The sequence below is a fragment of the Streptococcus azizii genome, from assembly GCF_001984715.1.
In the GTDB taxonomy this organism is placed as follows: Bacteria; Bacillota; Bacilli; order Lactobacillales; family Streptococcaceae; genus Streptococcus; species Streptococcus azizii.
The window spans coordinates 47,531-61,490 of the sequence record NZ_MSPR01000015.1; the positions used below are offsets into that span (position 1 = coordinate 47,531).

The window sequence follows — 13,960 nt, forward strand, 5'->3', positions numbered from 1 at the left end:
GGTATATAATAAAAATGTTGAAAGGTGACTTGTATGTTTGCAAGTTAAGATTTTCACAAAAGGATTAAAAGGGTACCCTTTTAAAATAAAAGAACTCGATTTTCATAAGGAGGAAATCATTCATGGTAGTTAAAGTTGGTATTAACGGTTTCGGTCGTATCGGACGTCTTGCATTCCGTCGCATCCAAAATGTAGAAGGTGTTGAAGTAACACGCATCAACGACCTTACAGATCCAGCAATGCTTGCACACTTGTTGAAATATGACACAACTCAAGGTCGTTTCGACGGTACTGTTGAAGTAAAAGATGGTGGATTTGAAGTAAACGGAAAATTCGTTAAGGTTTCTGCAGAACGCGAACCAGGAAATATTGACTGGGCAGCTGATGGCGTGGAAATCGTTCTTGAAGCTACAGGATTCTTCACTTCTAAAGAAAAAGCTGAGCAACATATCCATGCAAACGGTGCTAAGAAAGTTGTTATCACTGCACCTGGTGGAAACGATGTGAAAACAATTGTATTCAACACAAACCACGACATTCTTGACGGTACTGAAACAGTTATCTCAGGTGCTTCATGTACGACAAACTGTTTGGCTCCTATGGCGAAAGCTCTTCACAACAGCTTTGGTATTGTAGAAGGTTTGATGACTACAATCCACGGTTATACTGGTGACCAAATGGTTCTTGATGGACCACACCGTGGTGGCGACCTTCGTCGTGCTCGTGCTGCAGCAGCAAACATCGTTCCTAACTCAACTGGTGCTGCAAAAGCAATCGGTCTTGTTATTCCAGAATTGAATGGTAAATTAGACGGAGCTGCACAACGTGTTCCTGTTCCAACTGGATCCGTTACTGAATTGGTAGCAGTTCTTGAGAAGAACGTTACTGCTGACGAAGTAAATGCTGCAATGAAGGCTGCTTCAAATGAGTCTTACGGCTACACTGAAGATCCAATCGTTTCTTCAGATATCGTGGGTATTTCATTCGGGTCATTGTTCGACGCAACTCAAACAAAAGTTCTTGATGTTGATGGCAAACAATTGGTGAAAGTCGTTTCTTGGTATGACAATGAAATGTCTTACACTTCACAACTTGTTCGTACTCTTGAGTACTTTGCAAAAATTGCAAAATAATCATATAAAAGGAGAGGTCGGTTGACCTCCTTTTTTATGTGAGCGTGCTTTCTAGTGAGAATTTTTGTGAAATCTTTCCCATAATTTCCGAAAGTATGGTATAATGAAGGAGTAAAAAATAAAGAATAGGAGTCTTTGTAAAATGGCAAAACTTACTGTAAAAGACGTTGACTTAAAAGGGAAGAAAGTCCTTGTTCGTGTTGACTTTAATGTCCCTTTGAAGGACGGTGTGATTACAAATGATAATCGTATTTCAGCAGCACTTCCTACAATCCAGTATATTCTTGAGCAAGGAGGACGTGCGGTACTCTTTTCTCACCTTGGTCGTGTGAAAGAAGAAGCTGATAAGGAAGGGAAGTCTCTGGCTCCAGTCGCTGCGAACTTGGCAGAAAAATTGGGTCAAGACGTTGTCTTTATTCCAGGAGCTACCCGCGGTGCAGAGCTTGAAGCAGCAATCAATGCCCTAGAAGATGGACAAGTTCTTTTGGTTGAAAACACTCGTTTTGAAGATGTTGATGGTAAGAAAGAGTCAAAAAATGCTGCAGAATTGGGTCAGTATTGGGCTTCTCTTGGAGATGGTATCTTTGTCAATGACGCATTTGGTACCGCTCACCGTGCGCACGCTTCAAACGTAGGTATCTCAGCAAATGTGGAACAAGCAGTTGCAGGTTTCCTTCTTGAAAACGAAATTGTTTATATCCAAGAAGCAGTTGAAAACCCAGTCCGTCCATTCGTAGCTATTTTAGGTGGATCAAAAGTGTCTGACAAGATTGGTGTGATTGAAAACCTTCTTGAAAAGGCAGACAAGGTCCTTATCGGTGGTGGAATGACCTATACATTCTACAAGGCACAAGGAATCGAAATCGGGAACTCCCTTGTGGAAGAAGATAAACTGGATGTAGCCAAGTCACTTCTTGAAAAAGCGAATGGGAAATTGATTTTGCCAGTTGACTCAAAAGAAGCAAATGCCTTTGCAGACTATACAGAAGTAAAAGATACAGAAGGCGAAGCCGTTGATCCAGGTTTCCTTGGTCTTGACATCGGTCCAAAATCAATCGCAAAATTTGATGAAGCTCTTACAGGTGCGAAAACAGTTGTATGGAATGGGCCTATGGGTGTCTTTGAAAATCCTGACTTCCAAGCAGGAACAATCGGTGTGATGGATGCCATTGTCAAACAACCAGAAGTCAAATCAATCATCGGTGGTGGTGACTCAGCAGCGGCAGCGATTAACCTTGGTCGTGCAGACAAGTTCTCATGGATTTCTACAGGTGGTGGTGCCTCAATGGAGTTGTTAGAAGGAAAAGTCTTGCCAGGTCTTGCAGCCTTGACTGAAAAATAGGCAGGAAGTCAAAGAGTTTTGAATTGATTGCACATCTCCATGTGGATTGCAGTCAATTAGTTAAATATAAGATGGAGTTAAGCTGGGCAAAAGCCCAGCTTAACTGTTATGGCTTCAAGCCATAATCAAAAGGAAGAACGATTTTCGTTCTCCCTGAGATGTTTTATTAATCAGCTACAATAGATTGCTTTAATTAGCTATCAATAAAAGAAGCGACTGTTTTGATGGCTAACCATTGGGATACTGAAAGTAATAAAACCAACAGTAAAAACATGTTATCTGTAGCACCAGTTAATATGGCTAGACGCAAAGATATAAAGGGTGATGCAAGATATAGTATTATCTGAATGGATAAAATTAATTTTTTCATAGCTAATATCCTATAGAACCATGATAGTATAAATTGCGAACGTAATTGCTTGTAGATGAAACAGAGATATTTACTGATGCAGCTTCCCCAAGTCCAACCCCTCCTCCAGTAGAAACAGTTGTTGTTGTGTTAGAATAAAGACCTCCGTTCAAGGTATAATGAATGATATTGGGGTCTGCTAAATGGTATTGAAAACTGCCGTTAAAAACATAATTTCCAGAATTATAACCAGCATAAATAATCCGTTTTATTTCTCTGAACCATCCGCTTGTAGACACTTCGCAATAAAAATATACTTGACCTGCATTACCAGGAATATTTTGTGTACGTGTTGTATATTGTGCTGCGGACCGAAACATAACATAAGAAATCTTCTCATCATCATTTTGGAAGTTTCTAAATAATGTATTTCTATTTGTTTTAGGGGGAAATAGTAAATTTGAGGCCTCTGCATAACTTATATCGTTTGTTTTTACATACTCAGAGATAATCTGTTCTTTTGAAACTTCGACTGCCTCAACAGAATTAGTAAGAATATCTTGTATACCAATGTCATTTGCGTAAACTATTCTATCATTGTTTGAAAGAGAAAATAATAATAGGACTAAGGGAATGATTGCAATAAGTTTTTTTAAGCCTATGGTTTATGTCTCCTTATAATAAAATGTAACATGACTACAGGTGATACTTGATTTTTTGTAGTTCTCCTTTCTAACAAGTAACACCATTAAGAAGGTAATCACTAAGATGAATTTTTCTATGTAGAGTCTTATTAATAGATATGATTTCTTTTGACGAAGAAAATCATCTAATTTAAATATACTTTTTCAATTTCATTATAGCCCTAAAAATGAAGCATGTCAACTATTTTTATGCCTATGTATCTGTGTTCCTGTGTATCGATATAGAACTTTAAACATCAAATATAAAAAACAAGCAAACGATTAAATGTTTTTGAGAATGCTCGCACCTATTAACTTTTAGTGTTATAATAAAGGTGGAACAGATAGTTCTGTATTCCTGCTAAAAGTTTTAGAGAATGGAAGAAAGGAATACAGGAGTAACATGATAGAAAAATAGAGAGGGGGTTGGTGTATGAAACGGATAAAATGTTTTGGTGTTAGAATAGCAGGTTTACTTATTTTATCTGGAAGTATCATCAGACAGATTGATAGTTTAAAACTTGCTAATAGTTTTTTACAAAGCCAGATAAATGTCGTTTTCCTGCTTATTCTGCTATCGCTTAGTTTTAGAGACGTTTCTTTCCTGTCATTAAAGGTAGCCTATACTCCAATTATTTATACTTATTTTTTCTATCATAAAACGATGAAGACCTTTATTCTCTCTGGCTTTTTAGATGGCATCTGTTCAGAAGTTTTGAAGCTGCTTCAAATTGAACGGTTTGCCATCAATAGTGTGTCCCTTTGTTTATACCTCTTATTTTTAATTCTTGCTTATCTTGCCTTTCTAAAATATGTTAAAAAATAGGGGGCATCATCATTGTATCCACCTTAAAAGTTGGATGTTAAAAGGCTGTACTGCTCTGCTAGACAGAGGTACAGCCTTTTTCGTATCTTTTGGCTCATTGTAGGGAGAAGGCCCTCTTCTCTTTTCTCAGACTGGTTAGCGAGGTACAGTTTTAAAAAATAGTGGTATAATAATAGGGAAGCAGATTGGTCAGGATAAGGAGATGGGGGCTTTATATGTTTAAACAATATCGCTTTAATCCGAAAGAGTTTAAGTTGGGGATGCGGACCTTAAAATCGGGGGTAGCAGTTTTTTTAGTGATTTTACTCTTTGGTTTTTTCAGTCGTCAAGGAGCGCAGATTGCAGCTCTGACAGCGGTTTTTAGTTTGCGTGAGGATTTTGATAAGAGTGTGCATTTCGGGGCATCACGTATTCTTGGAAATTCGATTGGTGGTATCTATGCTCTGATTTTTTTTATTCTAAATCAATGCTTTCAGGAACACCTGTTAGTGACCTTACTGGTTGTGCCGATTTGTGTCATGCTAACCATTATGACAAATGTAGCCATGAATAACAAATCAGGTATTATCGGTGGGGTAGCGGCTCTTTTGATTATCACTCTATCTATTCCGTCTGGAAATGCCATTCAGTATGTCTTTATCCGTGTGTTTGAGACCTTCGTTGGTGTATTTGTGGCCATTTTGGTGAATTCAGATATAGACAAAATAAAAAAGCGATTACAAAACGAATAATGTCATAAAATGTAACATAAAATATTGACGAATACATAAAATTCTCCTATAATGGTAGGCAGAAAGGAGCTAATCATGAGAGAGAAAGAATTTCGTAGATCTCTAGCAGTTTTTCCGATTGGTAGTGTCATGAAATTGACAGCTTTGACCGCTCGCCAGATACGCTACTATGAGGAACAGGGCTTGATTCATCCAGACCGCAATGAAGGAAATCGTAGACTCTACTCGCTGAACGATATGGACCAGTTATTGGAAATCAAGGATTTTCTAAATGAAGGCCTCAATATTGCAGCGATTAAAAAAGAGTATGCGAATCGCCAGACTAGATCTCAGAAAGAGGCTGAAAGTCTGACGGATGAAGATGTGCGACGAATTCTCCGTGATGAACTTCGCAATCAAGGGCGCTTTTCTAACCCTACTAGTATCTTTCGTTAGCCATCCATATGGATAGAAATTCTATTTTTGAACAATAAAAGGAGACCATTTATGTCAATTACAGTAGCGGATATCAAACGGGATATTCAAGAGAAGAACGTCACTTTCATTCGCTTGATGTTTACGGATATCTTAGGGATTATGAAAAACGTTGAGATTCCAGCCACTGACGAACAAGTAGATAAGGTGTTATCAAATAAGGCGATGTTTGATGGGTCTTCCATTGAGGGCTTTGTCCGCATCAATGAATCAGATATGTACCTTTATCCTGATTTGAATACGTGGACCATTTTTCCTTGGGGGGATGAAAACGGTCGTGTAGCAGGTTTGATTTGTGATATTTATACGACAGAGGGGACACCGTTTCCAGGAGATCCTCGTGGGAACTTGAAAAAAGCCTTGCGCCACATGGAGCAACTAGGGTTTACTTCTTTTAATTTAGGGCCAGAGCCAGAATTTTTCCTCTTCAAAATGGATGAAAATGGCAATCCAACGCTCGAGGTGAATGATAAGGGAGGGTATTTTGATCTTGCCCCAACGGACCTTGCAGATAATACCCGCCGTGAGATTGTCAACGTCTTGACTCAAATGGGCTTTGAAGTCGAAGCTAGCCACCACGAAGTGGCGGTAGGGCAACATGAAATTGACTTCAAATACGCAGATGTCTTGAAAGCCTGTGATAATATTCAAATCTTCAAATTGGTTGTGAAAACCATTGCTCGTAAGCATGGTTTATATGCGACCTTTATGGCAAAGCCCAAATTTGGCATTGCAGGTTCTGGAATGCACTGTAATATGTCACTCTTTGATAGCCAAGGCAACAACGCTTTCTATGATCCAACCGATTCTCGTGGGATGCAGTTGTCAGAAACAGCCTATCATTTCTTGGGTGGCTTGATGAAACATGCCTATAGCTATACTGCGATTATGAATCCAACGGTGAACTCTTACAAGCGTTTAGTACCAGGGTTTGAGGCCCCTGTTTACATCGCTTGGGCTGGTCGTAATCGTTCGCCATTGATTCGTGTACCAGCATCTCGTGGGATGGGGACTCGCTTGGAGTTGCGTTCGGTTGATCCAACAGCGAATCCCTACTTGGCTATGGCAGTCTTACTAGAGTCTGGTTTAGACGGGGTGGAACATAAGATTGAAGCACCAGCACCAGTTGAGTCAAATATCTATGCGATGACTGAGTCTGAACGGAAACGAGCAGGAATCGTGGACTTGCCATCAACGCTTCACAATGCCATCAAGGCCTTGCAAAAAGATGAGGTTGTGAAAGCAGCCTTGGGAGACCATATTTTCACAAACTTCGTTGAAGCGAAGAAGATTGAATGGGCAAGCTATGCGACCTATGTTTCACAGTGGGAAATTGATCATTATTTAGATTTATATTAACAGTGGAAATGAAATTAGCACCGCTAATTTCCTTATAATTGAAGCCGAAGGCAGTTGAGGCTGGGACAAAAAGATTTTGATTTTTGAAATTCCTTATTATAAGTTTTACGAAGCTTACAATTAACAACTAAAAACGAACGAAATTAAATTTGTGAGACTACAAATGTCATATTCGTTCGTTTTTTCTATTTGGAGCTGGACTTTTATCCTAGCCTCAAGCTGGAAATAAGAAAAGTCACGACTTTTCTCAATAGTTCCATCTTATTTCCTAGCTTTCCTGCTTCTTGGTTCAAACTTCTGTGGTCACTTTCGTGTTTCTAGGTGACCAGTTGCAACAGTTCACCGAACTGTTGCAATCTCAGCTGTAATGGGCTGAAGCCGAAACAGCTGCCTATCCACTAAACATACTAAGATTAGTAGTGAGGAAATCTCCGACGGGAGAGAGTACTCACTACTTTTTCTTTATGATAAAGTAGAAGTGTCTTGTTAAGTCGTAGAATCCTTTGACGCTAGACGTCGTAAACTAAACTGGCAAGACACCTGTTTTAGGAAGAATGTTATCAAAGTATGTGGGACGCCAGACGTCGAGTATTGAAAATGACATCACTAAAACAAGGAATCATTCAAGACAAAGAGGTACTATCATGCGTGCAGTTTTCGGGATTGATGTGAGTAAGGTAAGTTCAGAAGTGGCCATTCTAGTCAACGGTGAGAAGGTTCATCGCTACACGATGTCCAATGATGCCATTGGCTTTTCTCGGCTACTTGGCGATTTGAGAACCGTCCACAAGGCAGAAATCATCTTTGAAGCAACAGGCGTCTACTCCCGCCGTCTTCAAGCTTTTCTGGATGAACACGGCTACGCTTATACGCGACTCAATCCCTTAGAAGCCAAGAAGCAACTGGATAGTTTGCGTGTGCGAAAAACAGATCAAATTGACGCTGAAAAACTGGCTCAGTCTCAGTTTGTACTGAATCGTAAACCGACTTATATCCAGAAAGAAGTCTATCAACATCTGCGAGATTTCAGTCGATTCTATCAGAACTTAACTGAGGACATCGTTCGAGCTAAAAACCGCCTACACAAGGTCTTGCAGGTCACTTTCCCAGAATTGGAGACTCTTTTATCAACGCCAACTGGTGAACAATACTGGAACTTGGTCATAGCCTTTCCTTGCAAGGACTTCGTGCTTGATTTAAGCAAGGATGAACTCTCAGAGAGCATCCGTCTGTCCACCTCAAAACGGATTTCTGACAAACGTGTGGCATACTTAGCCGAGAAGCTTACAGCACTAGCTAATCAATCTTATTGTGCCGTCAAGAAAACCTCTCCAATACTGGAAGAGGTCCGTTACTATGCAAAAGAATTGCTTAGACTTTTTGAACAGAGACAAGCAGTCTTAGACGAAATGGTGGAACTAGCTCAACCCTTACCAGAATATGACATTCTACTTTCTATTCCTGGTATCGCTGAGACAACTGCAACAAGTATTATTGGTGAACTTGGAGATATTCGCCGTTTTCAGTCTGCCAATCAAATTAACGCCTTTATCGGGATTGACCTGAGACACTATGAATCTGGCAACTTTTTAGCGAAGGAACACATCACCAAACGTGGGAATCCCTATGCTAGAAAGATTCTGTTCAAGCGTATTCACAATATCGCTTCAGCCAGTCACACCAATCCTTGCCATATCGCAGACTTTTATGAGAAACGAAAAAGACAATCGCAAACGACTTCAACCAAGCCACACACGATTGCCTCCATACATCGTCTCATTCGGACAATGTATTACCTCATAACGCATAACAAACTTTACGATTACACTTTAATCCAAAATCAGTAAAATTGTTTATGCCATATTATTGTAACACCTTATTTCAAAAAAATCACAAAATAAGGTGTTGGTTTTGTATACACTTTTTATGTAAATCTTTAGTGTAAAGTAAGGTCATTTCCCTATTTTGATGACTGTATGAAAATTATTTTTTCTCTAAAACCTTGATAGGCTTGACAAATGGTAGAAAAGGGATTCTCATCTGTAATCGGCTAAAGCCGAAACAGCTGCCTATCTTTTTCCGAGGTTTTAGGCTGAACTCAATTACACAAGATGTGAGGACGTTAAAAGGTCTAAGCGAAAATAGGAGATGCGACGAGTGAAAAGCTCCAGTGGAGGTTCTCACTCACCGAGACTCTTGGTAACGTATCCTTTTGATTGTTAAAGAGTATAAGTGTATCCTCTTTGCTTTACTTCCCGTAGCTTATCTTCTAATCAAGGTACAAAGCTCATTAAGGATAAGAAACTCTCCATCGGATAGTGGTGTTTATAGGCTCAAAAAAGGTCCCTGGGACCTTTTTACTTATCTGGTGTAAGAATCATCGGAATGATGATGGGTTCGCGCTCTGTCTTTTCATATAGGAAGGGTCTGAGTGCATTGACAATGGCTCCATTGACCGATTGGATATTGGCTTCCTTGTTCTTGAGCGCAATGCGAATAGCATTGAACAAGAGGCGTTGGCTTTCGCGGATGAGGTCACCCGATTCGCGCATATAGATGAAGCCTCGGCTGAGGATATCTGGTCCTGCAAGAATCATTTGCGATTGGAAATCCACGGTTGCAACAGCTAGGACTACTCCATCTTCTGACAAGTCTCTCCGATCTTTAAGGACAGCCGCTCCGATTTCTCCGATGCGGTTTCCGTCTACATAAATATCTTGAGCATTGAAATGACCAGCTAGACGAGCGCTGTTTTTTGTGAGAGCAAGCACATCTCCGTTTTCCATGATAAAAATGTTATCTTTAGGAATGCCGGTATCCATGGCGAGCTGGGCATGAATGGTTTGCATGCGGTATTCACCGTGGACGGGCATGAAAAATTTTGGTTTTATCAAGCGGAGCATGAGTTTTTGCTCTTGCTGTCCGCCGTGTCCAGAAGTATGGATGTTGTTAATTTTACCATGGATGACTTCTACACCAGCCTCAATTAAGATGTTAATTAGCTTGTTGACACCAGTGGTGTTGCCTGGGATTGGGCTAGATGAGAAAATCACGGTGTCACCAGGTTGTAATTGAACCTGACGATGGGTGCCATGTGCGATACGAGAAAGGGCAGCCATGGGTTCTCCCTGACTTCCAGTACAGAGAATCATTATTTCGCTAGCAGGATATTCTTTAATTTCATTCGGCTCGATAAAGGTGTTTTTCGGAACCTTGATATAGCCTAACTCAATGCCATTGACAATGGCTTTTTCCATAGAGCGTCCGAATACTGCAATCTTGCGCCCGGTTTTTACAGCCGCATCGGCTGCCTGTTGCAGCCGGAAGATATTGGAAGCAAAGGAGGCAAAGATAATTCGTCCATGAATACCTTCGATCAATTTCATGATTGATTGACCGACAACTTTTTCTGAGTTGGTAAAGGTTGGGACTTCCGCATTTGTCGAATCAGATAATAGGCAGAGAACCCCTTCTTCCCCGAGCGCTGCCATGCGATGCAAATCGGCTGGCTCTCCTACAGGTGTAAAGTCAAACTTGAAGTCGCCTGTGCAGACAATTTTCCCTTGAGGAGTATCAATTACGATACCGAGAGGCTCTGGGATCGAGTGGGTTGTACGGAAAAAGGTCACTTTTAATTGTTTGAAGGTCAATTCAGTAGTGTGATTGATTTCATGGAGAGTAGCATCGCGCAAGAGTCCATGTTCTTCTAATTTGCCACGAATGAGGGCGAGGGCAAGTGGTCCAGCATAGATAGGGATATTAGCCTGCTTGAGCAGAAAAGGAATTCCCCCGATATGGTCCTCGTGACCGTGGGTAATGACTACCCCCTTAACACGGTCAATATTATCAACGATATAGGAGTAATCAGGAATCACATAGTCAATGCCGAGCAAGTCGTCCTCGGGGAATTTGATCCCTGCGTCAACGATGATAATCTCGTCCTGATATTCGATTCCATAGGTATTTTTACCGATTTCCCCTAAACCACCAATGGCGAATACGCCAACTTCTTGAGATTTTAGATGAACTGACATGGATTAAAACTCCGTAATACTAAAATCAGCGTGAGTTTTTTCATACTCAAGGTGATTTTCAGACAACAGTTCGATGAATTCGATGTTGTAGGTAGTATGCGCTTCTACTAATTGACGGGCGATGATGCGGCCTTCTAACTCCGTCTGAGCTTCAATGTCTAGATAAAGCGTACGTGTTTGCTCGCGACGTGGGGTGGCGTCTTTTTTTTCTTGGTAGAATACTTTGTAAATCATATAATCAGATAGTTCCTTTCTTTTTGATTGGTAACTATGAAAAAGCACCAAACAGTTGATTCTATTTGGTAACGTCTATTCAATTTTCACGAGTTGCCAATTTATTCAGTCTGTATATTACTCTCTATTATATCATAAAAATGGTATTGGTAAAAGGAATTGCTAGGGAAATGAAAAGTGTAATGGTTTTCAGAAATAAATGAATGGCTGCTATGTAAAAATGAAAAGCACTTTTTCCTTTCTCTCGGTGATAGATCGATCGCATCGACTCCTTTATCAATGGGTGAATCATCTCTTGAAGTGTGTCCTCCTCCTGCTGGAGCAGTTGAAAAGAAGGGAAAAATATAAGAGATTGGGGAATCGTATCCCATTTTTTTCATTATTTGAAAAAAATTCCAAGATAGCTTACAATAGAGAGGACAAGAATCAAGTAAAGAGAGTGAAAGATGAAAGTATTAGCATTTGATACCTCTAATCAAGCCTTGGCGGTGGCCTTGGTGGAAAATGAACGGTTGCAGGCAGAAATGACCCTTGCTGTCAAGAAAAATCATAGCACCAGCCTGATGCCAACGATTGACTTTTTGATGCAGTCAGTCGGTTGGCAACCGGCCGATTTGGAGAGAATTGTGGTAGCGCAAGGACCAGGTTCTTATACAGGATTGCGGATTGGAGTGGCAACGGCAAAGACCTTGGCCTATACACTAGGTATCGACTTGGTCGGGATTTCAAGTCTACAGACCTTGGTGCCAAAAGGTGTAGCTGGTCTGGTCGTGCCGATTATTGATGCACGTAGAAATCATGTATATGCTGGCTTTTATGAAGAGAGGCAGTCCGTCAAATCGGATGCTTATCTGTCTTTTGAGAGCCTGCTAGAAGAGGTCAGCGTTTACGGTCAGGTAACCTTTGTCGGAGAAGTCGCAGCTTTCATCGATCAGATTAGAGGAGCTCTACCTAAGGCTCGCTATCAAGAGACTCTGCCGTCTGCTTATCAGCTGGCTTTAGACGGAGAAGTCGCTGCAACGAGTGAGGTCATATCGTTTGAGCCACATTACCTCAAGCGGGTTGAGGCAGAGGAAAATTGGCTTAAAGAGCATAAAGAAAACGATAGGGAAAGCTATATTCAGCGGGTATGATTGAAGTAGAAAAGTATGATGGGGACTCGGCAATAGCGCAAGCCCTCCATGCCATTTTGGTAGATGTTTATCGGGTCTCGCCTTGGACGATGGAGCAGATGGAAAGAGACTTGGCGCAGCCAGATGTGGTTTATTATCTGGCAAAGCAAGGGGGGACTATTCTTGGTTTTCTCGCTGTCCAGCAGCTAGTAGAGGACTGGGAAATCTTGCAACTTGCTGTACAAAAAGATGCTCAAGGTCAAGGGATTGCAGGTTATCTGTTAGAGAGACTGGATTCGTTTTTAGGTACGGTATTTTTGGAGGTGCGTGCCTCCAATCGGCGTGCAAAGCGCTTATATCAGCGCTATGGATTTGTGGAAATTGGCAAACGAAAGGATTACTACCATAATCCGATAGAAGATGCCATTGTGATGAAAAGAGAAAAAGATGAACGATAGGTATATTCTTGCGATTGAGACATCTTGTGATGAGACCTCGGTTGCGGTATTAAAAAATGATGCAGAGCTACTGTCCAATGTGATCGCTAGTCAAATCGAAAGCCATAAGCGTTTTGGTGGAGTGGTGCCTGAAGTGGCCAGTCGTCACCATGTCGAAGTGATAACGGCTTGTATGGAGGAAGCCTTATTGGAGGCTGGTATTATAGCGAGTGACCTTACAGCGGTTGCGGTAACCCATGGGCCAGGTTTAGTCGGTGCTTTGTTGGTGGGCTTATCAGCAGCGAAAGCCTTTGCCTGGGCGAATAATCTACCCTTGATTCCTGTTAACCACATGGCAGGACACTTGATGGCGGCGCGTAGTGTCAAAGAATTGACCTACCCTCTCCTTGCTTTATTGGTATCGGGGGGGCATACAGAATTGGTCTATGTGGCAGGACCAGGGGACTATCGAATTGTTGGAGAAACACGTGATGATGCGGTTGGAGAAGCCTACGACAAGGTGGGGCGTGTCATGGGTCTACCCTATCCAGCAGGGCGCGTCATTGATGAATTGGCACATAAGGGGGAGGTACTCTATGACTTTCCACGGGCCATGGTCAAGGAGGATAATCTGGAATTTTCATTTTCAGGCTTGAAATCTGCCTTCATCAATCTCTACCATAATGCTGAGCAAAGAGGGGAAGAGCTATCGAATGAACACTTGTCAGCTTCTTTTCAGGCCTGCGTCTTAGATATCTTACTGGCCAAGACCAAAAAAGCCTTGGAGAAATATCCTGTCCAGACTCTAGTAGTTGCGGGAGGGGTTGCCGCAAATCAAGGATTACGACAGCGGTTGGCAGCTGAAATAACAGATGTAGAGGTCGTCATTCCCCCGCTTCGTCTCTGTGGTGACAATGCAGGTATGATTGCCTTAGCAGCAGTTAGCGAATGGAATAAGAACAATTTGGCTTCTTTGGAGTTAAATGCTAAGCCGAGTTTAGCCTTTGATACGCTAGAAGAAGAGAAGTGTTAACATAAGGGAGCCAAAGGCTCTTTTTCCATTATAGACAATATGTAAAGACCCCCAGTTGAGAATTCGTGGATTTACCTGTACACTAGAATAAAAAAACAATCAACTTCTAACAGGAATTACCACACTCAATTGGAGGTCTTATATGTTTCATTTTACCACACTTTTCATCGGAATGGATGTTCACAAAGAAAGTTTTTCACTTTGCTATTATGA

General features: G+C 41.2%; 14 protein-coding genes. 10 read left to right on the forward strand and 4 right to left on the reverse strand.

The annotated features are described in order from the left end of the window. The first annotated feature begins 122 nt into the window (after window positions 1-122). Complete coding sequence (gene gap / locus BVE84_RS07905; RefSeq protein ID WP_076996500.1) at window positions 123-1,133, forward strand: type I glyceraldehyde-3-phosphate dehydrogenase; 1,011 nt, start codon at window positions 123-125, stop codon at window positions 1,131-1,133. Window positions 1,134-1,275: 142 nt separating this feature from the next. Further along, window positions 1,276-2,475, forward strand: coding sequence for a phosphoglycerate kinase (locus BVE84_RS07910; RefSeq protein ID WP_076996501.1), 1,200 nt, complete (start codon window positions 1,276-1,278; stop codon window positions 2,473-2,475). 193 nt (window positions 2,476-2,668) lie between these two features. On the opposite strand, the gene BVE84_RS10885 is transcribed toward BVE84_RS07910, so the two are convergent. Together BVE84_RS10885 and BVE84_RS10760 are read right to left on the reverse strand one after the other, a co-directional pair. After that, complete coding sequence (locus BVE84_RS10885; protein ID WP_158072010.1) at window positions 2,669-2,845, reverse strand: hypothetical protein; 177 nt, start codon at window positions 2,843-2,845, stop codon at window positions 2,669-2,671. Between the two features lie 2 nt (window positions 2,846-2,847). After that, on the reverse strand, window positions 2,848-3,204 hold the full coding sequence (locus BVE84_RS10760) for a hypothetical protein (RefSeq protein ID WP_135017493.1): 357 nt from the start codon (window positions 3,202-3,204) through the stop codon (window positions 2,848-2,850). A 736-nt stretch (window positions 3,205-3,940) separates the two neighbouring features. Here BVE84_RS10760 and BVE84_RS07920 point away from each other — a divergent pair. From BVE84_RS07920 to BVE84_RS07940, 5 genes are all read left to right on the forward strand, one after another. Then, window positions 3,941-4,333 (forward strand): hypothetical protein, encoded by a 393-nt coding sequence (locus tag BVE84_RS07920; RefSeq protein WP_076996503.1) that lies wholly within the window; start codon window positions 3,941-3,943, stop codon window positions 4,331-4,333. 215 nt (window positions 4,334-4,548) lie between these two features. After that, complete coding sequence (locus BVE84_RS07925; RefSeq protein ID WP_076996504.1) at window positions 4,549-5,064, forward strand: FUSC family protein; 516 nt, start codon at window positions 4,549-4,551, stop codon at window positions 5,062-5,064. A 75-nt stretch (window positions 5,065-5,139) separates the two neighbouring features. Continuing rightward, window positions 5,140-5,499: a MerR family transcriptional regulator gene (locus tag BVE84_RS07930; RefSeq protein WP_076996505.1), complete on the forward strand. Its 360-nt coding sequence runs from the start codon at window positions 5,140-5,142 to the stop codon at window positions 5,497-5,499. 51 nt (window positions 5,500-5,550) lie between these two features. Beyond that, window positions 5,551-6,897, forward strand: a complete 1,347-nt coding sequence (glnA, locus tag BVE84_RS07935) for a type I glutamate--ammonia ligase (RefSeq protein WP_076996506.1) — start codon at window positions 5,551-5,553, stop codon at window positions 6,895-6,897. Between the two features lie 644 nt (window positions 6,898-7,541). Then, a complete protein-coding gene (locus BVE84_RS07940) occupies window positions 7,542-8,744 on the forward strand; it encodes an IS110 family RNA-guided transposase (RefSeq protein WP_076996507.1) in 1,203 nt (400 codons plus the stop codon). A 510-nt stretch (window positions 8,745-9,254) separates the two neighbouring features. On the opposite strand, the gene rnjA is transcribed toward BVE84_RS07940, so the two are convergent. Together rnjA and BVE84_RS07950 are read right to left on the reverse strand one after the other, a co-directional pair. Further along, window positions 9,255-10,931, reverse strand: coding sequence for a ribonuclease J1 (gene rnjA / locus BVE84_RS07945; RefSeq protein WP_076996508.1), 1,677 nt, complete (start codon window positions 10,929-10,931; stop codon window positions 9,255-9,257). Between the two features lie 3 nt (window positions 10,932-10,934). Then, the gene (locus tag BVE84_RS07950) at window positions 10,935-11,165 is read right to left on the reverse strand and encodes a DNA-dependent RNA polymerase subunit epsilon (protein WP_076996509.1); all 231 of its coding nucleotides are present in this window, start codon (window positions 11,163-11,165) and stop codon (window positions 10,935-10,937) included. A 446-nt stretch (window positions 11,166-11,611) separates the two neighbouring features. Between BVE84_RS07950 and tsaB the strand changes: the two genes are divergently transcribed. The 3 genes from tsaB to tsaD are packed head-to-tail and all read left to right on the forward strand — an operon-like array spanning window position 11,612 to window position 13,747. Then, window positions 11,612-12,298, forward strand: a complete 687-nt coding sequence (tsaB, locus tag BVE84_RS07955; protein ID WP_076996510.1) for a tRNA (adenosine(37)-N6)-threonylcarbamoyltransferase complex dimerization subunit type 1 TsaB — start codon at window positions 11,612-11,614, stop codon at window positions 12,296-12,298. Beyond that, window positions 12,295-12,735, forward strand: a complete 441-nt coding sequence (rimI, locus tag BVE84_RS07960; RefSeq protein WP_076996511.1) for a ribosomal protein S18-alanine N-acetyltransferase — start codon at window positions 12,295-12,297, stop codon at window positions 12,733-12,735. The genes tsaB and rimI overlap by 4 nt, the downstream gene beginning before the upstream one ends. Then, window positions 12,725-13,747: a tRNA (adenosine(37)-N6)-threonylcarbamoyltransferase complex transferase subunit TsaD gene (gene tsaD / locus BVE84_RS07965; protein WP_076996512.1), complete on the forward strand. Its 1,023-nt coding sequence runs from the start codon at window positions 12,725-12,727 to the stop codon at window positions 13,745-13,747. The genes rimI and tsaD overlap by 11 nt, the downstream gene beginning before the upstream one ends. The last annotated feature ends 213 nt before the right edge of the window (window positions 13,748-13,960 follow it).